Origin of the sequence: Arthrobacter globiformis (genome assembly GCF_030817195.1) — a bacterium.
Taxonomy (GTDB): Bacteria; Actinomycetota; Actinomycetes; order Actinomycetales; family Micrococcaceae; genus Arthrobacter; species Arthrobacter globiformis_D.
Window position 1 is genome coordinate 3,427,082 of sequence record NZ_JAUSYZ010000001.1, and the last position, 24,354, is coordinate 3,451,435.

Below are 24,354 nucleotides of genomic sequence, written 5' to 3' on the forward strand. Positions count from 1 at the left end.
CAGATGGAACCAGCTTGGCACCGATGCTGAGCTTTCGCATGGGTCTTCCCGGTAGAGCCGTACATCAGTGCCTGGTGCTGGGCATCCTCTGGGTGCTAGGCATCCTCGGAATCCAGATCGAGGTCCGGGATGTCCAGCAGGCCCAGGTCCTCCAGCACTGTTGGGTCCTCGTAGGTGTTCGCAATGCACCGGACCAGGGCAGGCGGTACCCGGAAATGCGTGTCGATCGTCAGGATCCCCTGCCCGGCAAGTGCTTCCAGTTGGTTCATGGCCGCGGCCTTCAATGACTCGACTGTGGCCCTTTCCTCTGGCGACGCACCCGTCCGGGGGTCCAGCACAGTGTCCGTCCGCGGAGGATCCTCCGAGGCCGCTGCCAGCAGGATCGAGGCCACCGTTGCGGCAACGAGGACTTCCCACGGCTGCTCAGGGTCGTAGCCGAGCACGGAGGCCGCGAGGAACTGGTCGACGAAGAACACCAGTTCCTCCAGCCGGTCCGGGCCGTTGCCGGCCTGGAAGACGGCGGAGGCCGGCGAGGGCACCGCCTTCGTGGGGCCGACCGTGATGAGTTCAGTGCGGGCCAGCGCCTCCCACACCTGCGCCAGCAGCGGCACTTCATACATGCTGCGGACTGTCGGGACGGGCTTTTCCGAACCGTTTCCGGCGTGCGGGACCTCAGTCTGCTTGGGCCCGCCCCTGACCGTCAGTCCGACGCACGCCGCCGCCGCTTCGATGTCCTTCGTCCGGAGCGCGCCGGTTCCGGTCACCGGCTTGGCATCGCCGATCCACTGAAGCAGTGCCATCGTCCGCTGGACCAGCGGTAGTTCCGAGAAGACCTGCAGCGCGTCGTCGTCGGAAATGACCGGCACGTCAACGAGGCTAAAATCATTCGTCTCCCCCAGAAGCCCGTTGAGCAGGTCAAGGACGTCGGCGAGCTGTTCCGCTGAACCTGACCACCGGTCAGTGTCCCCGAGAAAGTCTACGAACCCGTGCACGGCGGCGATGACAAACTCACCATGGTCGTCCTCTTCGTCTATAGCAGTGGAAGCGAGGTCGGCAGCGAGAGCGTCCGCCAGGATCACAGGATCAAGGCGTGTCAGGTCAGCAGCGGCCACACGGTCCATGTAACGGCCCATAACGCTTTCTATGGCTGCCAGGCACTCGAGGGCGGTGGCAGCAGCACCCGGAGTACCGTCGTCGAACCACCGGACAAATGCCGGAGCGAGCGCGTCGATTGCCCGCCCGGCCCGGAAAGAGCTCAGGGAAGCGGGCGAAGAGCCGCGTGGGCCGGAGCTGCCCGCACCCGCGGACCCCTTGCGCTTGTTCCGGTTCCTGGTGTTCTTGCCCATGCTGCCCCTGACTATTGCGCGTTGGTTCTTACGACGACGGTACTTACCATTCGCGCGGCGTGCCACCAGGCGCGCTGCACTCATGGGCGTGCTCCTGGCCGCTAGGATTCCCGGGACACTCGGCGGTTCTGTCCCTGGTAGAGGCGGCGGTAGCTGGACGGGGTGGTGTTGAGCTCACGCATGAAGTGGAGGCGGAAGTTGGCGGCCGTTCCCAGGCCCGTTCTGGCCGCGACTGCCTGCACGGTCAGATCGGTTGTCTCCAGCAGACGGGACGCCTCGGCAATGCGCTGGCTGGTCAGCCAGCGCAGAGGTGTTGTTCCCGCGTCTGCCAGGAATTTGCGCGCGAAACTGCTCGGCGCCCAGCCGGCGTGGACGGCCATATCGACGACGGTCAGCGGCTCCGCCAGCTGCTGTCTGGCCCAGGCGCAAGTTTCTGCGAAGTGGGTTAGCGGCGCGGCAACGGGGCGTTCAATGAACTGCGCCTGCCCGCCCTCGCGGTGGGGGGCCACGACCATCCGCCGGGCGATGCGGTTTGCTGCCTCCGTGCCGTGGTCTTTGCGGACCAGATAAAGGCACAGATCGATGCCCGCCGCAACGCCGGCGCTGGTGCTGACACCGCCCTCGTCGATGTACAGCACCCCGGCGTCGACGGCGATCGCAGGGTGCAGCGTCTGGAGGCGCTGGGCATTTTTCCAGTGCGTTGTGGCGCGTTTCCCGTCAAGGAGGCCGGCAGCCGCCAACACGAAAGCCCCAGTGCAGACGGACACCACCCGGGCTCCCTTGGCCGCCGCCTCACGGAGTGCTTCGCAGACACTGGCCGGAGGGTCGTTGAGCGGGCTGAATCCGGGCACAACAATGGTGTCGGCTGACAGAAGGGCGTCGAGTCCCGCCGCGGCGTGGATGGCATACCTGGTTGTGGTCGGGACCAGGCCGGGTTCGGCGGCGCAGACACTGAAAGAGTACAGTTTCCGCTCGTCCTCATGGCCGAAAACCTGCGCTGGAATCGCAAGGTCAAAGGCGACGACGTCCGGCAATGCCAGTGCAACGACACGCGGGGGCCCGCCGCATCCTGCCGGCTTTCCGCCTGCGGGCCGGCCGGCTCTCACAGAGCCGGAAGCCGAACCACCGTGTCGCCGTACTGGACGGTGACTTCATCAGTCGGGTCAATGCCTTCAGGTGTCCGGATCACGTAGGTGCGTCCAACCCAGTCGCTGGTGCACACTGGCCCGCCTCTTGTGCCAATGCCGATTGTCATCCGGTGCTTATCCACGACCTCAAGCGACGAAGGATAAGCCGGGCAGCTGGAACTTCCGCCAATGACAATGGCAAACTTGCGGCCGCTTTCGAGCCAGCCCGCCAGGGGAAAGGGCAGCGTCGGGTCGCCAGCGCGGGGAGGAGGCGGTGCAGATGTAACAGCCTCCCTGGGGAGAAGCCCTTGGCTTTCCGATTCAACCTGCAATTCTGGTGATGACTCGGGCGGCGCTGCACAGGCCGCGATCATTAGTACAGCCGCGATCGACACCAGCCATGGCACCTTTCCCATGTCACGACGCTACGCCCATGCAACACTTCAATCCATGCCCTGAAGAGCCTGGCCCGGGCTTGCTCGGCTCCTGAAGGCCCCGAATCCGGCGATCCCGTTCCCGAGTGGGTGGGTCACTGCTCGACGCAAGGCGCCGGCGCACCGTTCCCCTCAATTTGGGGGTGGCGATCGCGTTTCCTGCCGGTCGACTCCCACTTTTTCCTAGGGCTCGACACAGACAGTGGGATCGTCCTGAAGTTGAAGGTTGGGGAGACCTCACTCAGGACAACCGGGCCCGATGCATTCCCCAGCTGCAGCGGGCACACGCCTAGTCCAGCCACGGTCTGAAGCAGGTCTCAAACATGCGCGATCAACAAAAAACTGGGGCGTTGACTCGCGCCAGGGCTACAAAGCTGTCCTCTCGGCGCCCGCTGCGGCGGCAACGCCGCCGCGTCTGGAGTGCCCTTCTGTCGGCAGCACTTGCATTCGCCGGGCTGTGCGTCAGCGGAGTCGCCGTCGCGGACGTCGGGACGATTGGCCACGATACGCTTCGGACCGGATGGGATAGCAACGAGAGCACGCTCTCGCCGTCGTCCGTCTCGTCCTCGAACTTCGGCAAGCTGTTCTCCACGGTGGTGGACGGGCAGGTCTACGCCCAGCCACTCGTGGTCGGCGGCACCGTGATTGCCGCGACGGAAAACAACGCCGTTTACGGGCTGGACAGTGTCACGGGGGCGACGAGGTGGCAGCGTTCCCTCGGGCCGGCATGGCCGGCGTCGACCGTGAGCTGCGGTGACCTCACGCCCAACATCGGAATCACGTCCACGCCGGTCTTCGACCCGGCGACAAACAGTGTCTTCCTGCTGGCGAAGACAAACGACGGAGCCAGCCCGCAGCTCCCGCACTGGTATATGCACTCCCTCGACCAGGCGACCGGGGCAGAGCGGCCCGGGTTCCCTGTCCTCATCAGCGGCGCCCCGACCAACGACCCGGCCCGCCCCTTCAATGCAATGACCGCCATGCAGCGGCCCGGACTGCTGCTTATGGACGGGGTGGTGTACGCGGGGTTCGCCAGCCACTGCGACTACACCCCATTCGTCGGCTACATCATCGGCGTGTCCACCAGCGGACGGCAGACAACGATGTGGGCCACGGAGTCAGGGAACGCCAACGCCGAGGGCGGGATCTGGCAGTCCGGCGGAGGACTGGTATCCGACGGTCCCGGTCAAATCCTGTTCGCCACCGGGAACGGCATCTCCCCGAAGGCTGGACCGGGCAACATGCCTCCCAGCACCCTGGCGGAATCGGTGGTCAGGGTCCAGGTGGGAAGTGACGGCAATCTGAGCCCAACGGACTTCTTCAGCCCTGCCAACAACCTCAAGCTGGACCAGAACGACACCGATCTGGGTTCCGGGGCCCCGATTGCCATTCCTGACGGCTATGGCACGGCCGAGCACCCGCACCTGCTGGTCCAGGTCGGCAAAGACGGTCACGTCTACCTGCTGGACCGGGACAATCTGGGCGGCATGGGGCAGGGGCCGGACGGGACCGATGCAGTCCTCGACGTGGCCGGACCGTACAACGGGGTCTGGGGACGGCCCGCATTCCTCGGGACGGCGGACGGCGGGTATCTCTACACCGTCGAGAACAGGGGGTTCCTGCGCGCGTTCAAGCTTGTGCCGAGCGCCGCGGGCGAGGTCAGGCTCGCCTCCGTCGGAACGTCCGCAGGCACCTTCGGGTACACGTCCGGCGCGCCCGCGGTGACCTCGTCCGGCACGGACGGGTCCTCCGCCCTTGTCTGGGCGGTCTACTCCACGGGCGGGCCCGGGCTGAACGCGGAACTGCGGGCCTACCGTGCCCTCCCGGATGCCACCGGGTCCCTTCAGCAGGTGTTCAGCGCCCCGATAGGGACAGCCGCCAAGTTCTCCTCGGTGGCCACCGACAACGGCCGGGTGTACGTCGGCACCCGCGACGGCCATATTCATGGCTTCGGCGCCCCGACAACTGCAGCCGTGGGCGCGACAGACACCGACCTGGGCACGGCCGAGGTGGGCGCCACCCACGCCGGCAACGTCACGATCACCGCCACCCGGGCGGTGTCGGTCAGTTCCGTCACAGCCGGGGCGCCGTTCGGGATCGGAACTTCGGCCGGCCTGACCGGGACGCTGCAGAGCGGCGAAAGCCTGACCGTACCGGTGACCTTCTCGCCGACGGCTCCCGGGCAGGCTGACGGCACGCTGACAGTTAAGACGGACGACGGTGAGACCGTGCTCCTGGGCATCCACGGCGTCGGCACCCGGGACGGCCTGGGCGCCACCCCGGCCGCGCTCCAGTTCACCGACGTGCCGACCCTGGCGAGCAACCGGCAAACTGTCAACATCGTCAACACCGGTGCCACCGTCGTCGAAATCACCGGCGTCACCCTGCCGGCCAGCGCGGAGCTGAGCGTCGACGCGGCCACGCTGCCGGTGGTGGGCCAGCAGATCCAGCCCCTCGCCTCGGTTCCGGTGTCTGTGATGTTCAGCCCCACGACGGCGGACCCGGTGGCCGACTCCCTGGTCATCGCCAGTGACCGCGGTTCCGTGACCGTGCCGCTCGCCGCGACCGCCGTGTCCGGGGCGGCGCACCTTGAGATGCCGCCCGCGCTGGACTTCGGGGACGTCCCGGTGGGAACATCGGCCACGGCGGATTTCACCATAGACAACACGGGCAATATCCCGATGACGATCACCAAGGCGAAGGCGCCGCAGGGTGTCTTCTCGACCACCACGCCCATCTCCGAGGGCCTCATCATCCCGCCGGGGGAGTCTGCCTTCCAGAGCGTGACCTTCACGCCGGCGGCGCTGGGGCAGGCCGGCACGCTGGACACGTTCTACCTGATCACCACGGATGACGGCCAGGGCGAGCTGAAGGTCATGCTCACTGGCAACGGCATCGACGACCCAATCGCAGTCAAGGCACAACAGATCGGCGCCGGCCGCCCCTCGTCGTCCCTCGGGCGGGCGCTCACCGGGCAGTACGTCGTTGCGGATGGAAAGTGCCAGGATTTTGTCACCGGGGTGATCTGCTGGTCGCCGGCCACAGGTGCACATGAGGTCCATGCCGCGGTCTACACCAGCTACAAGGCCGCGGGCGGCGCCGCGGGCATGCTCGGTTTCCCGACCACCGACGTGAAGATCACCCCGGACGGGGTGGGGCGGTACAGCCACTTCTCCGGGGCGGGCGGGGCGTCGATCTACTGGTCGCCGAAGAGCGGTGCGCATGAGGTGCACGGTGAGATCCGGGTCAAGTGGGCGTCGCTGGGCTGGGAGAAGGGCGTGCTCGGCTATCCGACCACCGACGTGGCGGCAACCGCGGACGGGCTGGATCAGCACAGCGACTTCTCCGGTTCGGGTGGAGCCTCAATCTACTGGTCGCCCAAGACAGGCGCGCATGAGATCCACGGTGCGATCCGGACCAAATGGGCGGCCCTGGGCTCGGAGAAAGGCCCGCTCGGCTACCCAACCACCGACGAGAAGACCACGCCGGACGCGGTGGGCCGCTACACCGACTTCTCCGGTTCGGGCGGAGCCTCAATCTACTGGTCGCCCAAGACAGGAGCGCATGAGATCCACGGTGCGATCCGGACCAAATGGGCGGCCCTGGGCTCGGAGAAAGGCCCGCTCGGCTACCCAACCACCGACGAGAAAGCCACGCCGGATCGGATCGGCCGCTACACCGACTTCTCCGGTTCGGGCGGAGCCTCAATCTACTGGTCGCCCAAGACAGGCGCGCATGAGATCCACGGTGCGATCCGGACCAAATGGGCGGCCCTGGGCTCGGAGAAAGGCCCGCTCGGCTACCCAACCACCGACGAGAAAGCCACGCCGGATCGGATCGGCCGGTTCACCCACTTCTCCGGTTCGGGCGGGGCCTCAATCTACTGGTCGCCCAAGACAGGCGCGCATGAGATCCACGGTGCGATCCGGACCAAATGGGCGGCCCTGGGCTCGGAGAAAGGCCCGCTCGGCTACCCAACCACCGACGAGAAAGCCACGCCGGATCGGATCGGCCGGTTCACCCACTTCTCCGGTTCGGGCGGGGCCTCAATCTACTGGTCGCCCAAGACAGGCGCGCATGAGATCCATGGTGCGATCCGGGCCAAGTGGGCATCACTGGGCTGGGAGAAGGGCCGGCTCGGATATCCAGTCACAGACGAGTACTCGGTCCCTGTGGGCCGGGCATCGGATTTCCGCGGCGGTCGGCTGGTCTGGACGGCGCGGACAGGAGTAGTTAGCGGATAGCGTTGGCGCTCAGGAAGGCCAATTTCTCCGAGTGAAGGACCGGTCCTCATCAGAGCAGTGTTGATTGAGACCCAAAAAATGGCGGCCCCCCGCTGCCCTATTCGGGAAGCGGGGGCCGCAGGAGGACGTAAAAGAAGGAAAGAAGAAAAGATGTGAGATGTTGATCTACTTGGAAGAACTTCCAGCAACGTATCAGTGGAATCCGGCGGGGCACTTGTCCTGAGAGCTGGCGCGAAGTGGCCCGTCTAATTGGAAGTTTGTGGCGCCGGCTCCGTAGTTTTGCCGTATCGGTCACGGTGCAGTTCGGAGCTAGAGATAGATACCTACCCCTTTCGGTACAGATCTTGGTGACCCCTTCAGGACCAGAGTTCGCTCTTTTGATGCCGGGCCGTTCGGCTCCCGTCGTGGCGCCAGGGATGCCGCGTTGAAACGCCTCGTAGACACCGACGTGCCCGGCGTGGAGTTCGCTGTCGCCGTCGTCACCAAGCTGGACCAGGAGCGGTCACTGGAACGCCACTTGGTCACCTCGCCCCGCGCAACAAGGTCGGCTACGCACTGGCACCCTCAGCTCCGACGGTGCGATGGCTCCCGTTGAAGCGTAGGGCTCTGAAGTCACGTGTGCGGGGGTCCGGCGACGGTCACCGGCTCTCCACGTGCTCCGCCTCTGTGAGAGATGAAGAAGACCCCCGCCCAAGGGCCGAGGTCTTCTATTAGGTGGTATGCAGGCGGGTCAGGAACCGAACGCAGCCTTGTACTGAGTGTTTACGCTCGGGCTCAGCTTGCCGCTGACGCGCAGCAGCGTGGTCCCCTTGAGGTGGTGCCATTCGGTGCCGAATGCCGGCCCCATCTCCTTGAGCACGCCCAGGATGTACTCGGAGCGTGTCTTCGCGTCGGCTGCCGTTTCGAAGACCTCCACTGTGGCCCCTCCATCGACGCCTGTCTCCCCCGGTGTTGCACCCGAGTCGGCAATCCAGGCTGCGGACGTGTATTGGCCAGGACGGCCCAGGAGCTTGTTGGAGTCCAATGCCTCAGTGACGGTCGTGATCTTGGTGACGCTGGGAACCTTTGGCTTCAGTGCAGTGGCGATTGATGTCGCGTCGGTGGCCACTGTGGGCGTAGGTGTCGGAGTCGGCGTAGCGACAGCTGCTGTCGTGGTCGCCGGAGCGGCAGCCGAGGAAGTACCGGGCGAGGCGGAGCCGGTGGACTGGGTGGAGGGCGCCGAGCAGCCAGCAAGAAGTACTGCCGAGCCGCGCGCCGAGGCAGATGAGGCCAGATGGCAGGGGCGTCTGACGGCACTGATCGCCTACCGGGCGGCGGGTCACGACTGGCCGAGGCACAAGGCCACCATCACCGGAGAAGAGCACGAACTTGGTGTCTGGCTGCACACCCAGCGGTTCAAGCAGCGCCGCGGCGAGCTCGAGCTGGGGAGGGCTGACGCCTTGGACGCTGGCGTGCCGGGGTGGCGGGCAGGGAGGCCGCGCGGCCGACAGCCCCTAGGCAGATCCTGACTCCTGCCGGAGGTCGCGGCGTCTGTCCAGGCGGTGCTTGTAACCGGAGCTCGAAGGGCTCGCTCAAGCCGGTGGCGCCCAGCTCTGCAGCTCGACGGCGTTGCCCTCGGGATCGGTGACGTAGCACCAGGTGACCCGGCGCCCGTCGGCTGTCGTGAGGGTGACGACCTCGCCGACCGCGCTCCCGCCCTCATCGAGGACGCGGCGTCGAGCGGTGTGGACGTCCGCGACCGCGAAGGCGATGTGGCGGAAGCCCGGCCGGTCAATGCCCCCTTCCGACGCTCCGTCCGTCGTGGCGAACGTGTAGATCTCGAGCGTCGGGCCGTCATCGCCATGCCCGGGCAGCCGCAGATGCACGCCCTGGAGGGCGGCTTTCGGCACGGCGGTGCCCCGCTCGAGGTCGGGCCCCGAGTAGTCGCGCTCCGGCGGAACCGGCGTGCATCCGAAGAGTCGCACGTACCAGTCGGAGAGGCGGCGCCAGTCGCGCGCGATCAGATTCGTGTGCCCGTATCGTGCGCCATCGATGGGTCCACTTGCGTCACCAGTCATGGACGCATCGTACCCAGTGCGGGCCCAGAATGAACCGATGCAGACGGCCGCTGTGATCCTGGCCGCGGGCTTGCCGACAATGAAACGCTGCAGTGTTGACGAGACGCTGGATGCATGCCAACGTTGCGTCATGTCCACAGGAACTGTGCGCATCGCTGCCATCCAGGCCACCCCGGTAATCCTCGATGCGGAGGCATCGGTGTCAAAGGCGCTCCATCTCCTGAACGAGGCATCAGACCAGGGCGTGAAGCTCGCGGTTTTTCCTGAAACGTTCATCCCCCTGTACCCGTCCGGGGCATGGGCTTACCAAGCGGCCCGGTTCGACGGATTTGATGAGATGTGGACCCGTCTCTGGGCCAACTCTGTCGACGTCCCCGGCCCCCAAATCGACCGTTTCATCAAGGCATGTGCCGAGCACGACATCTACTGCGTGCTTGGAGTGAACGAACGGGAATCTGCTAGGCCCGGAAGTCTCTACAACACAATGATCTTGCTTGGTCCTGAGGGTTTGCTCTGGAAACATCGCAAGTTGATGCCCACGATGCACGAACGCCTTTTCCACGGCGTCGGTTACGGACAGGACCTGAATGTCATCGATACTCCAGTCGGGAGGGTTGGCGGCCTCATCTGTTGGGAGAACCGCATGCCTCTTGCTCGATATGAGATCTATCGTCAAGGCGTGCAGATCTGGGCGGCTCCGACGGCCGATGACTCTGAGGGCTGGATCTCCACGATGAGTCACATAGCGATCGAATCCGGCGCGTTCGTGGTCTCGGCCCCTCAATACATCCCTCGGTCTGCGTTTCCCGATGACTTCCCGGTTCAGTTGCCAGACGATGGTAAGGCGCTCGGACGAGGTGGAGCGGCGATCTTCGAGCCACTTAACGGCCGTGCCATAGCAGGTCCTCTCTATGATCAGGAAGGGATCGTTGTCGCAGACGTCGACCTTGGTCGCTCCATGACCGCGAAGCGAATTTTCGACGTCGTGGGGCACTACAGTCGTGAAGACGTCCTCTACCCGCCGGCCCCAACCAACCACGCTACGGATGGCCCAGCATTTGGGTCGCGGACTCGACCTCCCCTTGGGAACTAGGGCCGAAGCCGCCCCCAAAAGCTGAACCGGTAGCGGAGCTCGGCGAACTGCAACTGCGTAGCAGTTTCGAGATCCCGCTGCGTTCTGCGACGGCGCTCGACCCACGCTCCCAATCCGACGCCGGTGCCGAGCAGGCCCCACCTATTCGGAGCAAGTTGGTCCAACGGTCAACTTGCTCCGAAGTGGGTCAACTTGATCGGAAAAATCCCATCTAGTTCCGAATCTCACAGCCGATTTGGAAGACTACCAACTAGACGATGCGTTTCTTCCAAATGGGAGCGGTTCTCCCACTTAGATCGACATCTCACAAAAGACTAGAAGTCCCAGTCCTCGTCCTCGGTGTTGACCGCCTTGCCAATGACGTACGAGGAGCCCGACCCCGAGAAGAAGTCGTGGTTCTCATCGGCGTTCGGCGACAGGGCCGACAGGATCGCCGGGTTCACGTCGGTGACGGAGGCCGGGAACATGGCCTCGTAGCCCAGGTTCATCAGGGCCTTGTTGGCGTTGTAGTGCAGGAACTTCTTGACGTCCTCGGCCAGGCCGACGCCGTCGTAGAGGTCGTGCGTGTACTGGACTTCGTTTTCGTACAGCTCGAAGAGCAGCTCGAAGGTGTAGTCCTTGATCTCCTGCCGGCGTGCCTCGGAAACCCTCTCCAGGCCCTTCTGGAACTTATAGCCGATGTAGTAGCCGTGCACGGCCTCATCGCGGATGATCAGGCGGATCAGGTCGGCCGTGTTCGTCAGCTTGGCGCGCGAGGACCAGTACATCGGCAGGTAGAAGCCGGAGTAGAACAGGAAGCTCTCCAGCAGCGTGGAGGCCACCTTGCGCTTCAGGGGGTCGTCGCCCTGGTAGTAGTCCATGACGATCTGGGCCTTCTTCTGAAGGTTCTCGTTCTCGGTGGACCAGCGGAAGGCGTCGTCGATCTCCTTGGTGGAGCACAGGGTGGAGAAGATCGAGGAGTAGCTCTTGGCGTGCACAGCCTCCATGAAGGCGATGTTGGTGTACACGGCCTCTTCGTGCGGGGTAAGCGCGTCCGGGATCAGGCTGACGGCGCCGACGGTGCCCTGGATGGTGTCCAGCAGCGTCAGGCCGGTGAACACGCGCATGGTCAGCTGCTGTTCGGCCGGGGTCAGCGTGTTCCACGACTGGACGTCATTGGACAGCGGCACCTTCTCCGGCAACCAGAAGTTGTTGACGAGGCGGTTCCAGACCTCTACGTCCTTGTCGTCCTGGATGCGGTTCCAGTTGATGGCCTCGACGTGGCTCAGCAGCTTGACCTTCTCGGTCATGTCATCCCCTAAAAAGTTGGGTGGGTTCTTACTTAAAGCGTACGACGGCGGGCGGACACCCGCCGTCGTACGCGTCCCTCGGTCTCGACAGGCTCGACCAGCGGGTTACAGCATGCAGCTGACGCAGCCCTCAACCTCCGTCCCTTCCAGCGCGAGCTGGCGGAGACGGATGTAGTAGATGGTCTTGATGCCCTTGCGCCAGGCGTAGATCTGGGCCTTGTTGATGTCTCGGGTGGTGGCGGTGTCCTTGAAGAACAGCGTCAGCGACAGGCCCTGGTCCACGTGCTGCGTGGCCGCGGCGTAGGTGTCGATGATCTTCTCGTAGCCGATCTCGTACGCATCCTGGTAGTACTCCAGGTTGTCGTTCGTCAGGTACGGCGCCGGGTAGTACACCCGGCCGATCTTGCCTTCCTTGCGGATCTCAATCTTGGACGCCACCGGGTGGATCGAGGAGGTGGAGTTGTTGATGTAGGAGATCGAACCGGTCGGCGGAACGGCCTGCAGGTTCTGGTTATAGATGCCGTGCTCCACGACGGAGGCCTTCAGTTCGCGCCAGTCATCCTGCGTGGGGATGTGCACGTCCTTGAAGAGCTCCCTGACCTTCTCGGTCTGCGGCACCCACTCCTGCTCCGTGTACTTGTCGAAGAACTCACCCGAGGCGTACTTGGACTTCTCGAAGCCGCCGAACATCTGCCCGGTCTCGATGGCAAGCAGGTTCGACGCGCGGACGGCGTGGAACACCACGGAATAGAAGTAGATGTTAGTGAAGTCCAGGCCCTCTTCGGAGCCATAGTGGACCCGCTCCCGCGCCAGGTAGCCGTGCAGATTCATCTGGCCCAGGCCGATGGCATGCGACTGGTCGTTGCCGCGGGCGATGGACGGCACCGAGGTGATGTTGGACATGTCCGAGACCGCGGAGAGCGAACGGATGGCCGTCTCGATGGTCAGGCCGAAGTCCGGCGAATCCATCGTCTTCGCGATGTTCAGGGAGCCCAGGTTGCAGGAGATGTCCTTGCCGGTCTCGTCGTAGGACAGGTCATCGTGGTACGTCGTGGGCTGCGAGACCTGGAGGATCTCCGAGCAGAGGTTGGACATGATGATCTTGCCGTCGATCGGGTTTTCCCGGTTAACGGTGTCCTCGAACATGATGTACGGGTAGCCGGATTCGAACTGGATCTCGGCGAGGGTCTGGAAGAACTCGCGCGCCTTGATCTTGGTCTTCTTGATCCGGGAATCGTCCACCATCTCGTAGTACTTCTCGGTGACCGAGACGTCGGAGAACGGCATCCCGTAGACGCGTTCGACGTCGTACGGCGAGAACAGGTACATGTCCTCGTCCTTCTTGGCCAGCTCGAAGGTGATGTCCGGGATGACGACGCCGAGCGAGAGGGTCTTGATGCGGATCTTCTCGTCCGCGTTCTCACGCTTGGTGTCCAGGAACCGGTAGATGTCCGGGTGGTGGGCGTGCAGGTACACGGCACCGGCGCCCTGGCGGGCACCGAGCTGGTTGGCGTAGGAGAAGCTGTCTTCGAGGAGCTTCATCACGGGGATGACGCCGGAGGACTGGTTCTCGATCTGCTTGATCGGCGCACCGACTTCGCGGATGTTGGTCAGCGCGAACGCCACACCGCCGCCGCGCTTGGACAGCTGCAGCGCGGAGTTGATGGAGCGGCCGATCGACTCCATGTTGTCCTCGATGCGGAGCAGGAAGCAGGAGACCAGCTCGCCGCGCTGCTTCTTGCCGGCGTTCAGGAACGTCGGGGTGGCCGGCTGGAAGCGGCCCTCGATGATTTCGTCCACCATCTGCAGGGCAAGCTGCTCGTTGCCACGGGCCAGGTGCAGTGCGACCATGCACACGCGGTCCTCGTAGCGCTCCAGGAAGCGCTTGCCGTCGAACGTCTTCAGCGTGTAGGACGTGTAGAACTTGAAGGCGCCCAGGAAGGTCTCGAAGCGGAACTTCTTCTTGTAGGCGCGGTTGAACAGGTCACGGATGAAGTTCATCGTGTACTGGTCGAGGGTTTCGCGCTCGTAGTACTGGTTCTTCACCAGGTAGTCGAGCTTCTCCTCGAGGTCATGGAAGAAGACCGTGTTGTTGTTCACGTGCTGCAGGAAGTACTGGTGCGCAGCCTCGCGGTCAGCCTCGAACTGGATCTCGCCGTTCGGACCGTACAGGTTCAGCATTGCGTTCAGCTCGTGGTAGCCCAGGCCCTTATAGGCAGTGGGGAGCGCCGGCTTCTCCTGCTTTTCAACAGCCGTGTCCATGGACGCGTCCTTTCCTTCGGGCCTGGTTACTTCTGTGTCTGCGACAGTCGTGTCCAAAACTCTTCCAATCCTTCTTGTACACGGGAGACGTCTTCCGGCGTGCCCATGAGTTCGAACCTGTATAGGTGGGGGACCTTGCACTTGGCGGCGATGATGTCGCCTGCCATGCAGTAGTTGTCCCCGAAATTCGTGTTTCCGGCCCCGATGACGCCACGGATCAGGCGCCGGTTATCCGGGTTGTTCAGGAACCTGATGACCTGCTTCGGCACCGAACCCTCGCCGCCTGTCCCGCCGTAGGTGGGGACCACGAGCACAAACGGCTCACAGGCAACGAGGGGTTCATCCTTCGCATGCAGGGGGATCCTGGCGGCGTCCGCACCAAGCTTGCCGATGAAGCGCCTGGTGTTCTCGGAGGCCGAGGAAAAGTAGATGAGGCGGCTGCGGGTCTGGTTCACGGGCGGTGTCTGACTGACGGGCGTCGTGTCCGCAGCACGGGCTGCGGCCGGCGCATCGGCAAGTGCCGGCGCGGCCATGTGAGTCACCTCATCTACTTGGGAATTCTCTGCCGGAAACGGCGTGGGCGCAGCCTTAGGCCACGGAAGCGGACGCGCTGAGCGCCAGCTCTTCGATCTTGTCCGGACGGAAACCGGACCAGTGGTCCTGGTCCGTGACGACGACCGGTGCCTGCATGTAGCCGAGCGACTTCAGGCGCTCAAGGGCGTCCGCGTCCTGGGAGATGTCCACGCTCTGGTAGGCGATGCCCTTCTTGTCCAGCGCACGGTAGGTGGCGTTGCACTGTACGCAGGCCGGCTTGGTGTAAACCGTAACGGTCATGGTTCCTGTCCCCTTTGTTGAAGTCACTGCTGCTGCACTCTTCTGAGACCTTGCTGGTGTCTCTGTCTTTAAATCTCTGGCATCGTAGCGGTGGACTCTGCCCGGACCTTACCGTCCAGTACTGGCTGCGCCGGTCTCCCGCTCAATCTGTATGTCGATACTACATGTAGTGCGCGGCCCCGGATGGGACCCCAAGATGATGTATTACAAGTATGTCATTTAATGCACTTTTAATCCACAGGCCAAGGCCCTCAAAATGTCCGGATTTCCGGCTTTTTGGCGGACGCAATCCACACCCTGTGGAGTAGTTAGACACATTTAAACGCCAGCGTGTCGTCCCGCAGGCGGCGTGTCGCGGCACCCCGTCCGGCACCTTTTGAGTGGCCCGGAACACAGCAGCGAGGGCCCTGAAGCGCGCTTCGGGGCCCGCACTGTGATTAAGCAAACGCCGAACTAGAGTTGAGCCTCCCGGCGGTCCAGGACGATCTGCTGCACGTCCAGGTATCCGGACTGGAAGCCGGCCCGCGAGTAGCAGAGGTAGAACAGCCACATCCGCTGGAAGACCTCATCGAATCCGAGCTCGCGCACTTCCTGCCCACGCTGCAGGAACCGCTCCTCCCACAGCCGCAGGGTGGCCGCGTAGTGGTCGCCCATCCCCCGGCGCTCACGCACCCGGAGGGTGGTGTGCTGCTCCGCGACGCTCTCGATCGCCCGCACGGACGGCAGGAACCCGCCCGGGAAGATGTACTTGTGCACCCAGGTGTAGGCGTTGCGGGTGGCGAGCATCCGTCCGTGCGGCATGGTGATGGCCTGGATGGCAACCTTGCCGCCGGGTGCCAGCACCCGGTCGATGGTCTGGAAATAAACGGGCCAGTATTCGTAGCCCACCGCTTCGATCATCTCCACGGAGACGACGGCGTCGTACTCGCCTTCCACGGCGCGGTAGTCCTGCAGTCCCACCGTGACCTGGCCGGAGAAGCCGGCTTCCTCGATCCGCTGCTGCGCGAGCGCCTGCTGTTCGCTGGAGAGGGTGACCGAATGCACGGTGGCACCACGGGCTGCGGCCCGCAGGGCAAGTTCGCCCCAGCCGGTGCCGATCTCAAGCAGCCGGGTGCCCTCCCCCACGCCGGCCTTGTCCAGCAGCCTGTCGATCTTGGCCTGCTGAGCTCCGGCCAGGGCATCCCAGCCCGCCTCTGCCAGCTGGCCGGCCGAGGCCGGGAACAGGGCCCCGGAGTAGCTCATGGTGCTGTCGAGGAAGTTGGCGAACAGCTCGTTGGAGAGGTCGTAGTGCCGGGAGATGTTGCCGCGGGTGTTCTGCTCGGTGTTGCGCTCCTGCCGGGGTGCCCTTGGCAGGTACAGGCTCCGGAGTTTCTGCAGGGGCACGGGGATGAGCGTGTCCACCGAGGAGGCAAAGACCTCGAGGACGCCGGCGAGGTCTGACGCTTCCCAGTCCCCCGCCATGAAGGACTCCCCCAGCCCGATCAGCCCGTTGTCGCCGATCCGGAGTGCGAAGTCCTCCGGATGCACCATGATCATCACCGGCTCGTCCGGGCCGCCGGTGCCCAGCACCGTCCCGTCGGCGTATTCCACCCGGAGCGGCAGGCGGCGGACCGCCGCCCGGAACAGCGCATCGGCTGCCGTGCCGGCCACCTGCGACTTTATCCCCCCAGGCGGACGGGCGACGCCGGGCCACACCTCCGCGTCGATGGCCGCCGGCGCCGGCGGCACACGGAAGGCCCCGCCGGGCGTGTGTCCCTGGCGTGAAGAATCCGTGTAAGCGGGATTGGTGTATGCCGGTTCTGTGAGAGTCACGAGATGGCCTCCTGTGCTCGGTGGTCGGGACGGTTGGTGATGGGCAGCCCGCGGGCCCAGAGTTTGATTCCCTGCCAGTGGATCTGCAGGACAACGCGGAGCGGCGCCAGCGGAACCGCAGCCGCAGCAGCCAGGATGCTGCGGGCTGTGGCGCGCCGCCGGTCGCCGGTCATCGTGGCAGTGAAGGGCTTCCGTCCGGCGCGCTCCAGCACTACTGCCACGGCGAGTTTGCCCGCAGGTTCGGGCAGGCTCAGCCGGTAGCTGCCGTCCACCCCGTTGAACGGGGAAACGAAGAATCCCTTGTCCGTCTAGGCGCGGCCGGTGGCATCCGGGCGCAGGAGGTAGCAGTGCCGTTCGCCATAGGTGTTGTGGACCTCAGCGATGACAGAGCGCAGGGCTCCGTCAAGTCCGTGGCACCAGAAGATGCTGATCGGGTTGAAGACGTGGCCCAGGACCCTGGCGTTGGCCAGCATGGTGACCTTGCCGCCGTCGTTCTCTTCGCCGTTCACGGCGAAGAAGCGGTCCACGTTCTCGCGGATGCTCGCCGCGGGATCCCCCAGGTGGTCCTGCGCGTGGAATCCGGCGAGGGGCCGCAGCCACCAGGGCAGTTGCGGCAGGTCATCCAGGTCGACGTACCAGCTGTAGCTGCGGTAGGTGAAGGCGTTCCTCAGCGGATCCTGCCGCACATGGCGGATGCTGGTCCGGTAGATGGCCGCGGTCATGGCACGAGCTCCGCGGCCTGTCCGGCATCGGATGCAGCGGGCTCCGGCACCCGAACGAAGGGGTCCTCCCACTCGCGGCCCAGTTGAGCGGCTGCCCGCACACCGGAGGCGGCGCCGTCCTCGTGGAAGCCCCAGCCCTGGTAGGCGCCCGCGAAGGCCAGCCGGTGGTCGCCCAGTTCCCCAAGGCGTTCCTGGGCGGCCACGGATTCGGGCGTGTACCGGGGGTGCTCGTACACGAGGTCCTGCAGCACTGAGTCCGGTTCGATGAGTTCCGATTCGCCGAGGCTCACGATGTAGCTGCCGCCGTCGTCGGGGTTGAGGCGCTGCAGTCGGGTCAGGTCGTAGCTGACCAGCACGTGCCCGGGGCGGGCGGCACAGGACGGCAGCCGGTAGTTCCACGACGCACGCGCGGCGCCGCTGCGCGGCAGCACCGCCGGATCGCGGTGGAACTTGATGTGGTTGACGGAATACGGGATGTTCCCCAGGACCTGGACCTCCGCCGGCGTCGGTTCAGCCATCATGGCGAGCGCCTCGCGGGGGTGGGCGGCGATAACCGCGGCGTCGAAGTGCTCGGTTCCGGCCGCCGTCGTAATTTCCACTCCGGTTGGGGTCCGGCGCACGGCGAGCACAGGGCTGCCGAGGCGGACATCCTGGAGACCTCCGACCACACGATCAACGTAGCGCCGGGATCCGCCCTTCACTGTTTTCCACTGCGGCGAGCCCTTGATGCCGAGCATGCCATGGTGTTCGAGGAAGGTGAAGAGGTACCGGGCGGGGTAGGCCAGGGCGGTGGTGGGGTCGCAGGACCAGACCGCGCTGACCACCGGCGCCATGAAGTGCGAGGTGAAGTAATCGCTGAAGCGTTCACGTTCGAGGAACTCGCCCAGCGTTTCCTCCGGTCCCCCGCCGGCCGCAGAGCTGGCCAGCACCGCCCGTGCTTTCCGCCAAAACCGCAGGATCTCGGCAAGCATCAGCAGGAACCGGGGCCGTGCAAGGTTGGCAGGCCTGGCAAAGACACCCGAAGCGCCCTTGGCGCCGGCATACTCCAGGCCGCAGCCGTCGCAGCGGATGCTCATGCTCATGTCCGAATCCTGCGTCTCCACGCCCAGCTCGGCGAACAGCCGGATGAGGTTCGGGTAGGTGCGGTTGTTGTGCACAATGAAGCCGGTGTCCACGGCGAGGCTCCCCGACTCCTGCCGCACGTCGTGCGTGTGGGCATGCCCCCCCGGCCGGGAATCCGCCTCGAAAAGGGTCACGTGGTCCCGGCGGCTGAGGATATGCGCGGCCGTCAGCCCCGCCACCCCGCTTCCGACGACGGCGACGTGCCGCCTTTCGCCTCCACTCCGTGCTGGGCTCGGTGACAATCTTTGCTCCTCCGCTGAACAGTTGCCCCTGAATTGGGTAGTCAACGGCTATTCGGAGCTGCCAGGAGTGCCGGATGGGTGCGGCGTCTTTTTCTTGTCCGACAGCACCCGCAGTAAGGTTGGCTGGTGGTCAACCCCGTGCATTTAAGGACGCTCCTTGAGGTGACGCGGCTCGGTTCCTTCGCGGCCGCGGCGACCCGGCTTGGCTACACCGCCTCGGCGGTGTCCCAGCAGATGTCTGCCCTGGAGCGGGACACCGGCGTCCGCCTGTTCCAGCGCTCCGCCCGGAGCGTTGTTCCCACCGACGCTGCGATGGTGATGGCGCGCCACGCGGCCAAAGTCCTCACCGACATCGAGGCGCTGATGGCCGCGGCCTCTAAAACGCAGGACACCACCACCCAGGAGCTCCGGCTGGGTATCTTCCCGAGCCTGGCCACCTACGTCCTGCCGCGGATCCTGCGCAGTCCCGCATGGAAGAACCTGGGCATCGACCTGAAAGTTTCCGTCGCGGAACCGGCCCAGACCATCCAGGGTCTGCGCACCGGCGGCGACACCGATGTGGCGCTCGTGTACCAGGTGGGGCAGTCCGGGCTCGCCTGGCCGCACACCATCAACCGGCAGTGGATCGGCGACGACAACTTCCGCGTGGTCCTGCCCGCCGGGTGGGGATTCCGCACCGACGCGAAGGTGGCTGCGGACCATCTTTCGGACATGCCATGGATCATGCACCATCCCGGCACGAGCGATGCCACCGTCATTGAGCGGCTCTTCGCCGGCTGCAACCTGCACCCCCGCGTGGTGGCCTACAGCGACGACTTCCATGCCAGCCTTGAGATGGCCGCCGCCGGGCTGGGGGCAGCACTGGTGCCGGAACTTGCGCTGCTCCACCGCCCGGCCGGCGTCGTGGTGCTGGACGTCCCGGAGATCCGGCTGGCCCGCAACGTCTTCGCACTGCTCATCAATGACAAGAAGACGGCCCGCGTGCAGCTGTTCGTGGACCTGCTGGCGGAAACGATGGGCGGCCTGGGGCGCTCAGTTAAATGATCCCCGAAGCTGGAATGCTCTGCTTTTCGGGTCTATGTTGAAGATATGACCACCAAGGTAGCGAGCCAGCACTTCGGAGTAATCGAGCTGAACCACGGCAGGGACCATAACGTTGCCGCGGAGCATGAGCTGGCCGGACAACGCCTTGAGCTCGACCTGAACATCAACGCCCATGACCACTTCGACGAAGCGGCCATGCATAAGGTGGACTACCGCCTCCGGTATCTCCCCGAGCTCGTGGACGAGGTCAGGGAAATGATTGCCGAGGAGCTCGAGCAGGAAGGCACCAGCCCGCAGGAATACCTCCGCTTTCACTGCAACGCCATTAAAGACGAGTACCTGCAGAAAATCTTCGGCGTGAAGGACAAGAGCCAGCTCACCAATGCGGTGTTCCTCAAGGCCCTGAAACTCGGCCACGTCGGAATCTACCCCGGCCAGCCCGAACGCTACTTTGTACTGGACTTCACCCTGGGCGAGCACTTCACGGACGAGGTCCTGGTGGCCTCCGCGGACGAGGACGGCGTCGTCGATGACGAGATCGTCTGGGAATCCTGAACTGGTTCCCTGGCCGAGCTTGCGAGGCGAGGGTGCTGGTGGGGAGCAGTCGATGGGTAAAGAACGACGGCGCCCGTCACCTTTTCGGTGACGGGCGCCGTTCGTGGTGCTTTTCTTACTTGGCGCCTTCGAGCAGCTCGGCGCGGACCGTCTTGGTGGCCGTGACCAGGTTGCGCAGGGACGCTTCAGTCTCAGCGTAGCCGCGGGTCTTCAGGCCGCAGTCCGGGTTGACCCAGAGCTGGCGGGACGGAACGTGCTTTACGGCGGTGCTCAGCAGTTCGGTGACTTCCTGCTCGCCCGGGACGCGCGGCGAGTGGATGTCGTAAACGCCGGGTCCGACGCCGCGGCCGAAGCCGTGGGACTCGAGGTCGTGGACAACCTCCATGCGGGAGCGGGCGGCTTCGATCGAGGTCACGTCGGCGTCCAGGCCGTCGATCGCGTCGATGATCACGCCGAACTCGGAGTAGCACAGGTGGGTGTGGATCTGCGTGGCGTCCGCTGCACCGGCGGTGGCCAGGCGGAAGGAGTTGACGGACCAGTCCAGGTAAGCGGGCTGGTCGGCCTTGCGCAGCGGGAGCAGTTCGCGCAGGGCGGGCTCGTCAACCTGGATGATCTTGATGCCGGCGGCTTCGAGGTCGGCGATCTCGTCGCGCAGCGCCAGGCCCACCTGGTTGGCGGTCTCGCCCAGCGGCTGGTCATCGCGGACGAAGGACCAGGCCAGGATGGTGACCGGACCCGTGAGCATGCCCTTCATCGGCTTGTTCGTGAGGGACTGTGCGTATTCGGCCCACTTCACGGTGATGGGGGCGCTGCGGGTGACATCGCCCCACAGGATGGACGGACGCGTGCAGCGGGAGCCGTACGACTGGACCCAGCCGTGGACCGTGACGTCGAAGCCTTCCAGGTTCTCAGCAAAGTACTGCACCATGTCGTTGCGCTCGGGCTCGCCGTGCACCAGGACGTCGTAGCCGAGCTCTTCCTGCAGGTCGACGACGCGCTTGATCTCGTCCTTCATGAGCTGCTCGTACTGCTCGTCGGTCAGGTCGCCCTTGTTGTTGCGGGCGCGGGCCGAACGGATTTCCGAGGTCTGCGGGAAGGAACCGATGGTGGTGGTGGGCAGCGGCGGCAGGTGCAGGGCCTCTTCCTGGGCAGCTTCGCGGACCGCGTACTCGGAGCGGTTGAAGTCGGCCGGGGTCAGGGCCGCGGTGCGGGCACGGACGTCGGCGCGCTGGACGCCTTCGGCTGCGGCGCGGGAGGCGATGACGCGGGTTGCTTCGTCGATGGCCGGCTGAACTGCGGCGGCGTCGGTCAGCAGGCCGGCGAGGGTAACAACCTCAACGGCCTTCTGGTCGGCGAAGGCCAGCCAGCTGCGGAGCTGCTCGGACAGCTGGACCTCTTCCTCGACGTCGTGCGGGACGTGCTGGGTGGAGGTGGAGGTGCTGATGGCCAGGCTGGCGGTGCTCTTCTGCAGCTCGGCGATTTTGGTGGCAGAGGCCTGCAGGTCGTTGCGCCAGATGTTGTGGCCGTCGACGACGCCGGCGACGAGGGTCTTGGTGCCCAGTGCAGCCAGTGCTGCAGCGGAGGGAACCTCGCCCTTGAAGACGTCGATGTGCAGGGCGTCGATGTTGGTGGCGGCGAGGGTGCCGAGCTGGCCGTTCAGTGCGCCGTACGGCGTGGAGACGAACAGCTGCGGGCGGCTGGCTGCAGCCGTGAGGACCTCGTACGCGCGGGCAACGGCGGCCTGGATTTCCTGTTCCGGAGTGTCCTGGTCCACAACCAGGGCGGGCTCGTCCAGCTGGACCCAGCTGGCGCCGGCAGCTGCTAGCTTCTCGAGCAGCGCGGTGTAGACCGGCAGGACGTCCTCGAGGCGGGACAGCGGGCTGAAACCGGCCGGGGCGTCGTCGGAAGCCTTGCTCAGCAGCAGGAAGGTGACCGGGCCAACGATGTACGGACGGGTCTCCACGCCGTTGGCGAGGGCGTATTCGAACTCTTCAACGATGCGGTTGGACGTGAGCGCGAAGTTGGTCTCCGGGCCGATTTCCGGCACGAGGTAGTGGTAGTTGGTGTCGAACCACTTGGTCATTTCCAGGGGCTGCTGTTCCTTGTTGCCGCGGGCCAGGGTGAAGTAGCCGTCGATGTCCAGCTGTCCCTCGGCGTTGAGGAGGTTGCCGAAGCGGGCCGGAACGGCACCGACGTGGGCGGCGGCGTCGAGCACCTGGTCGTAGAAGGAGAACGTGCCCGGAACCGCAGCGGCTTCGGTCAGGCCAAGGCCCTGCAGGCGCTTGGCGGTGCCCAGCTGGATTTCCTTGGCGGCGGCGTCGAGGGCAGCGGCATCAATCTTGCCGGCCCAGTACGCCTCCACGGCCTTCTTCAGTTCGCGGCGGCGGCCGATGCGGGGGTAGCCGAGGATGGATGCGGACGGGAAGGGCGTGCTCTGCACGGAAGTCTGTTCAGTCATGTGAAATTTCCTTAAAACGTTGGAAAGAAGCTGTGAATGTCTAGGGGAGGAATGTGGGTCAGCTGGCGAGCTGGCGCCGGGCGAGCGCGGTCAGGCGGCTGGACGAGCGGGCCGGCCGGGCAAGCGACATCTTGTCCAGCACCTCCAGCGCGCTCTGGTGCTCGTTGAACGTGTAGATGTGGAGTCCGGGCGCTCCGGCGTCCAGGGCCGCGTTGGCCAGGTCCACGGTTGCGCTGACACCAATATGGAGCCGTTCGGCGTCGGTATCCGCCGCCGCCAGCCGCTCGATGAGCTCCGGTGCGGGTTCGACGCCGGTCAGCTCGCCGAGGCGCTTGAGCCTCCGCAGGCTGGTGAGCGGCATGACGCCGGGGATGATCGGGATGGTGACGCCGGCCCGGCGGGCCCTGGTGAGCAGATCGGCATACTGGTCCGTGTGGAAGAACACCTGGGTGATCGCGAAGTCCGCGCCTGACCGCTGCTTGGCGAGCAGCACCTCGACGTCGTGGGCCTCGCTGGGCGATTCCGGGTGCCGCGTCGGGTAGGCCGCCACACCAACGGCAACCTTTCCCGCGCACAGCAGGGCCGAGCGCCGCTGCTCCACCCGGCGGATGAGCTCAATGAGATCCTGGGCGTAGCGCAGCGACCCGCTGACCGGTTCACCGCTGTCCTTGGGCAGATCGCCACGGAGGGCGAGGATGCCGCGGACGCCGGCGTCGAGCAGTTCACCGATGATTTCCGCTAGCTCCGCCGGTGTGTTGCCAACACACGTCAGGTGGGCAAGCGGGCGGAGGGTGGTCTCCAGCACCAGCCGGTTGATGAGTTCGACGGCAGTGTCCCGGTTGGAGCCGCTGGCACCGTATGTGACCGACACATAGTCGGGGTCGGTGGCTTCCAATTCCCGGATGGTGGTCCACAGGGTCTCGGCGGCTGCAGGCGAACGCGGCGGGAACAGCTCATAGGAGAGCGCCACCGGTGCGGTGTCGGAGAGATTTGGGTGTGTGTCTATAAGGCTTGGTGGTGACATTTGCGTCCTTGGCTTTGGGCCATTGAAGGCTGCGCTGCCGTGGCGGAAAGCCCGTGCAGCATGCGGTCAATGAATTGAGTTTGGGGAACACGGGACGGACTTCGGCAGGGCGCAGCCGCGACTGTTACGCCTGTAAAGAAGTCCACCGTGAGCAAATGTCAGGCCCACATGGGGGCACCCACACCCTCCTTGGCGGCCGGCAGGCGGCTCACCGCAGCGGAGGATCGCTGACACGTTACCTCGGTAACTTGTATAGAACTCTAGAAGCCGTCCGGGGACGCCTTCAAGTTGACGCCGAATTAAGACGCCGCTTTACGCCCGATTGGATAGCCCGTTCAGAATTATCTTCGCCGAAAGAGACTCCCAGGGGCAATGACCGCCGGGAGCCGGCCCGGCGTGCCTCTTTTCAAACTGCAGAAATTAGTCCATTCTTTTGTCACGTCGTATCGGATTCGGCAAGGTCTCAGGTTGAGGAGGCTGGATGCTTCTTCTGCTTCCTGCTCGGTGAATCACCCCGAGCGAACATAATCCGCGCCCGTCGATTGGCCGCCGTCGCACCGTCCCGAGAACCGCACGTCCCGGGATACGCCCGCTGGCAGGGGCGCGGTTCGCCAGCGTTCTGCTGCGGGCCGGGCACGGCACTGACGGCGCGGCGGGGTTGCTGGAAGCCAGAAATCCCCACGGCGAAA

General features: G+C 65.0%; 19 protein-coding genes and 1 pseudogene. 6 read left to right on the forward strand and 14 right to left on the reverse strand.

Annotated features, from left to right (window positions below; genetic code table 11):
- Positions 1 to 95: 95 nt before the first annotated feature.
- From QF036_RS15565 to QF036_RS15575, 3 genes are all read right to left on the reverse strand, one after another.
- Positions 96 to 1,430 carry a hypothetical protein gene (locus tag QF036_RS15565; RefSeq protein ID WP_307103281.1) on the reverse strand — a complete coding sequence of 445 codons (1,335 nt, stop codon included), beginning with the start codon at positions 1,428 to 1,430 and terminating at the stop codon, positions 96 to 98.
- Positions 1,431 to 1,447: 17 nt separating this feature from the next.
- Positions 1,448 to 2,380, reverse strand: coding sequence for a GlxA family transcriptional regulator (locus QF036_RS15570; RefSeq protein ID WP_307103282.1), 933 nt, complete (start codon positions 2,378 to 2,380; stop codon positions 1,448 to 1,450).
- A 68-nt stretch (positions 2,381 to 2,448) separates the two neighbouring features.
- Positions 2,449 to 2,889: a hypothetical protein gene (locus QF036_RS15575; protein WP_307103284.1), complete on the reverse strand. Its 441-nt coding sequence runs from the start codon at positions 2,887 to 2,889 to the stop codon at positions 2,449 to 2,451.
- A 368-nt stretch (positions 2,890 to 3,257) separates the two neighbouring features.
- On the opposite strand from QF036_RS15575, the gene QF036_RS15580 reads away from it, so the two are divergent.
- Positions 3,258 to 7,151 (forward strand): Ig-like domain-containing protein, encoded by a 3,894-nt coding sequence (locus QF036_RS15580; RefSeq protein WP_307103286.1) that lies wholly within the window; start codon positions 3,258 to 3,260, stop codon positions 7,149 to 7,151.
- Between the two features lie 424 nt (positions 7,152 to 7,575).
- The gene (locus QF036_RS15585; RefSeq protein ID WP_307103288.1) at positions 7,576 to 7,746 is read left to right on the forward strand and encodes a hypothetical protein; all 171 of its coding nucleotides are present in this window, start codon (positions 7,576 to 7,578) and stop codon (positions 7,744 to 7,746) included.
- 135 nt (positions 7,747 to 7,881) lie between these two features.
- Here the strand turns inward: QF036_RS15585 and QF036_RS15590 are convergent, their stop codons facing one another.
- Positions 7,882 to 8,175, reverse strand: coding sequence for a hypothetical protein (locus QF036_RS15590; protein ID WP_307103290.1), 294 nt, complete (start codon positions 8,173 to 8,175; stop codon positions 7,882 to 7,884).
- Positions 8,176 to 8,182: 7 nt separating this feature from the next.
- Here QF036_RS15590 and QF036_RS15595 point away from each other — a divergent pair, with 7 nt between their 5' ends.
- A complete protein-coding gene (locus tag QF036_RS15595) occupies positions 8,183 to 8,659 on the forward strand; it encodes a helicase associated domain-containing protein (RefSeq protein WP_307103292.1) in 477 nt (158 codons plus the stop codon).
- Between the two features lie 63 nt (positions 8,660 to 8,722).
- On the opposite strand, the gene QF036_RS15600 is transcribed toward QF036_RS15595, so the two are convergent.
- Complete coding sequence (locus QF036_RS15600; RefSeq protein ID WP_307103294.1) at positions 8,723 to 9,340, reverse strand: VOC family protein; 618 nt, start codon at positions 9,338 to 9,340, stop codon at positions 8,723 to 8,725.
- Here QF036_RS15600 and QF036_RS15605 point away from each other — a divergent pair.
- Complete coding sequence (locus QF036_RS15605) at positions 9,339 to 10,301, forward strand: carbon-nitrogen hydrolase family protein (RefSeq protein ID WP_307103296.1); 963 nt, start codon at positions 9,339 to 9,341, stop codon at positions 10,299 to 10,301. The genes QF036_RS15600 and QF036_RS15605 overlap by 2 nt on opposite strands.
- Before the next feature lie 314 nt (positions 10,302 to 10,615).
- Here QF036_RS15605 and nrdF read toward each other — a convergent pair whose 3' ends face one another.
- From nrdF to QF036_RS15640, 7 genes and pseudogenes are all read right to left on the reverse strand, one after another.
- Positions 10,616 to 11,590, reverse strand: a complete 975-nt coding sequence (gene nrdF / locus QF036_RS15610; protein ID WP_307103298.1) for a class 1b ribonucleoside-diphosphate reductase subunit beta — start codon at positions 11,588 to 11,590, stop codon at positions 10,616 to 10,618.
- A 105-nt stretch (positions 11,591 to 11,695) separates the two neighbouring features.
- On the reverse strand, positions 11,696 to 13,852 hold the full coding sequence (nrdE, locus tag QF036_RS15615) for a class 1b ribonucleoside-diphosphate reductase subunit alpha (RefSeq protein WP_307103301.1): 2,157 nt from the start codon (positions 13,850 to 13,852) through the stop codon (positions 11,696 to 11,698).
- Between the two features lie 26 nt (positions 13,853 to 13,878).
- A complete protein-coding gene (gene nrdI, locus QF036_RS15620; RefSeq protein WP_307103303.1) occupies positions 13,879 to 14,385 on the reverse strand; it encodes a class Ib ribonucleoside-diphosphate reductase assembly flavoprotein NrdI in 507 nt (168 codons plus the stop codon).
- A 55-nt stretch (positions 14,386 to 14,440) separates the two neighbouring features.
- Entirely contained in the window at positions 14,441 to 14,686 is a 246-nt protein-coding gene (gene nrdH / locus QF036_RS15625) for a glutaredoxin-like protein NrdH (protein WP_076802586.1), read from the reverse strand.
- A 453-nt stretch (positions 14,687 to 15,139) separates the two neighbouring features.
- Entirely contained in the window at positions 15,140 to 16,414 is a 1,275-nt protein-coding gene (locus QF036_RS15630) for a class I SAM-dependent methyltransferase (protein ID WP_307105945.1), read from the reverse strand.
- Between the two features lie 80 nt (positions 16,415 to 16,494).
- Positions 16,495 to 17,220, reverse strand: a pseudogene (locus tag QF036_RS15635) (DUF1365 domain-containing protein).
- Positions 17,217 to 18,584 (reverse strand): NAD(P)/FAD-dependent oxidoreductase, encoded by a 1,368-nt coding sequence (locus QF036_RS15640; RefSeq protein ID WP_307103307.1) that lies wholly within the window; start codon positions 18,582 to 18,584, stop codon positions 17,217 to 17,219. The pseudogene QF036_RS15635 and the gene QF036_RS15640 overlap by 4 nt, the downstream one beginning before the upstream one ends.
- A gap of 126 nt (positions 18,585 to 18,710) precedes the next feature.
- Here QF036_RS15640 and QF036_RS15645 point away from each other — a divergent pair, with 126 nt between their 5' ends.
- Both QF036_RS15645 and QF036_RS15650 read left to right on the forward strand, forming a co-directional pair.
- Positions 18,711 to 19,628, forward strand: a complete 918-nt coding sequence (locus QF036_RS15645) for a LysR family transcriptional regulator (RefSeq protein WP_307103308.1) — start codon at positions 18,711 to 18,713, stop codon at positions 19,626 to 19,628.
- A 45-nt stretch (positions 19,629 to 19,673) separates the two neighbouring features.
- Positions 19,674 to 20,183 (forward strand): DUF2004 domain-containing protein, encoded by a 510-nt coding sequence (locus QF036_RS15650; protein ID WP_307103310.1) that lies wholly within the window; start codon positions 19,674 to 19,676, stop codon positions 20,181 to 20,183.
- A gap of 115 nt (positions 20,184 to 20,298) precedes the next feature.
- On the opposite strand, the gene metE is transcribed toward QF036_RS15650, so the two are convergent.
- Together metE and QF036_RS15660 are read right to left on the reverse strand one after the other, a co-directional pair.
- A complete protein-coding gene (gene metE / locus QF036_RS15655) occupies positions 20,299 to 22,641 on the reverse strand; it encodes a 5-methyltetrahydropteroyltriglutamate--homocysteine S-methyltransferase (RefSeq protein WP_307103312.1) in 2,343 nt (780 codons plus the stop codon).
- Positions 22,642 to 22,699: 58 nt separating this feature from the next.
- A complete protein-coding gene (locus tag QF036_RS15660) occupies positions 22,700 to 23,665 on the reverse strand; it encodes a methylenetetrahydrofolate reductase (RefSeq protein ID WP_307103314.1) in 966 nt (321 codons plus the stop codon).
- Positions 23,666 to 24,354 lie beyond the last annotated feature (689 nt).

Excerpts from the sequence above, each read along its gene's own strand:
- nrdH (WP_076802586.1), bottom strand. The coding sequence starts at position 14,686 with ATGACCGTTACGGTTTACACCAAGCCGGCCTGCGTACAGTGCAACGCC.
- nrdF (WP_307103298.1), bottom strand. The coding sequence starts at position 11,590 with ATGACCGAGAAGGTCAAGCTGCTGAGCCACGTCGAGGCCATCAACTGG.
- QF036_RS15600 (WP_307103294.1), bottom strand. The coding sequence starts at position 9,340 with ATGACGCAACGTTGGCATGCATCCAGCGTCTCGTCAACACTGCAGCGT.
- QF036_RS15565 (WP_307103281.1), bottom strand. The coding sequence starts at position 1,430 with ATGAGTGCAGCGCGCCTGGTGGCACGCCGCGCGAATGGTAAGTACCGT.
- metE (WP_307103312.1), bottom strand. The coding sequence starts at position 22,641 with ATGACTGAACAGACTTCCGTGCAGAGCACGCCCTTCCCGTCCGCATCC.
- QF036_RS15575 (WP_307103284.1), bottom strand. The coding sequence starts at position 2,889 with ATGGGAAAGGTGCCATGGCTGGTGTCGATCGCGGCTGTACTAATGATC.
- QF036_RS15660 (WP_307103314.1), bottom strand. The coding sequence starts at position 23,665 with ATGTCACCACCAAGCCTTATAGACACACACCCAAATCTCTCCGACACC.
- QF036_RS15605 (WP_307103296.1), top strand. The coding sequence starts at position 9,339 with ATGTCCACAGGAACTGTGCGCATCGCTGCCATCCAGGCCACCCCGGTA.
- nrdI (WP_307103303.1), bottom strand. The coding sequence starts at position 14,385 with ATGGCCGCGCCGGCACTTGCCGATGCGCCGGCCGCAGCCCGTGCTGCG.
- nrdE (WP_307103301.1), bottom strand. The coding sequence starts at position 13,852 with ATGGACACGGCTGTTGAAAAGCAGGAGAAGCCGGCGCTCCCCACTGCC.
- QF036_RS15650 (WP_307103310.1), top strand. The coding sequence starts at position 19,674 with ATGACCACCAAGGTAGCGAGCCAGCACTTCGGAGTAATCGAGCTGAAC.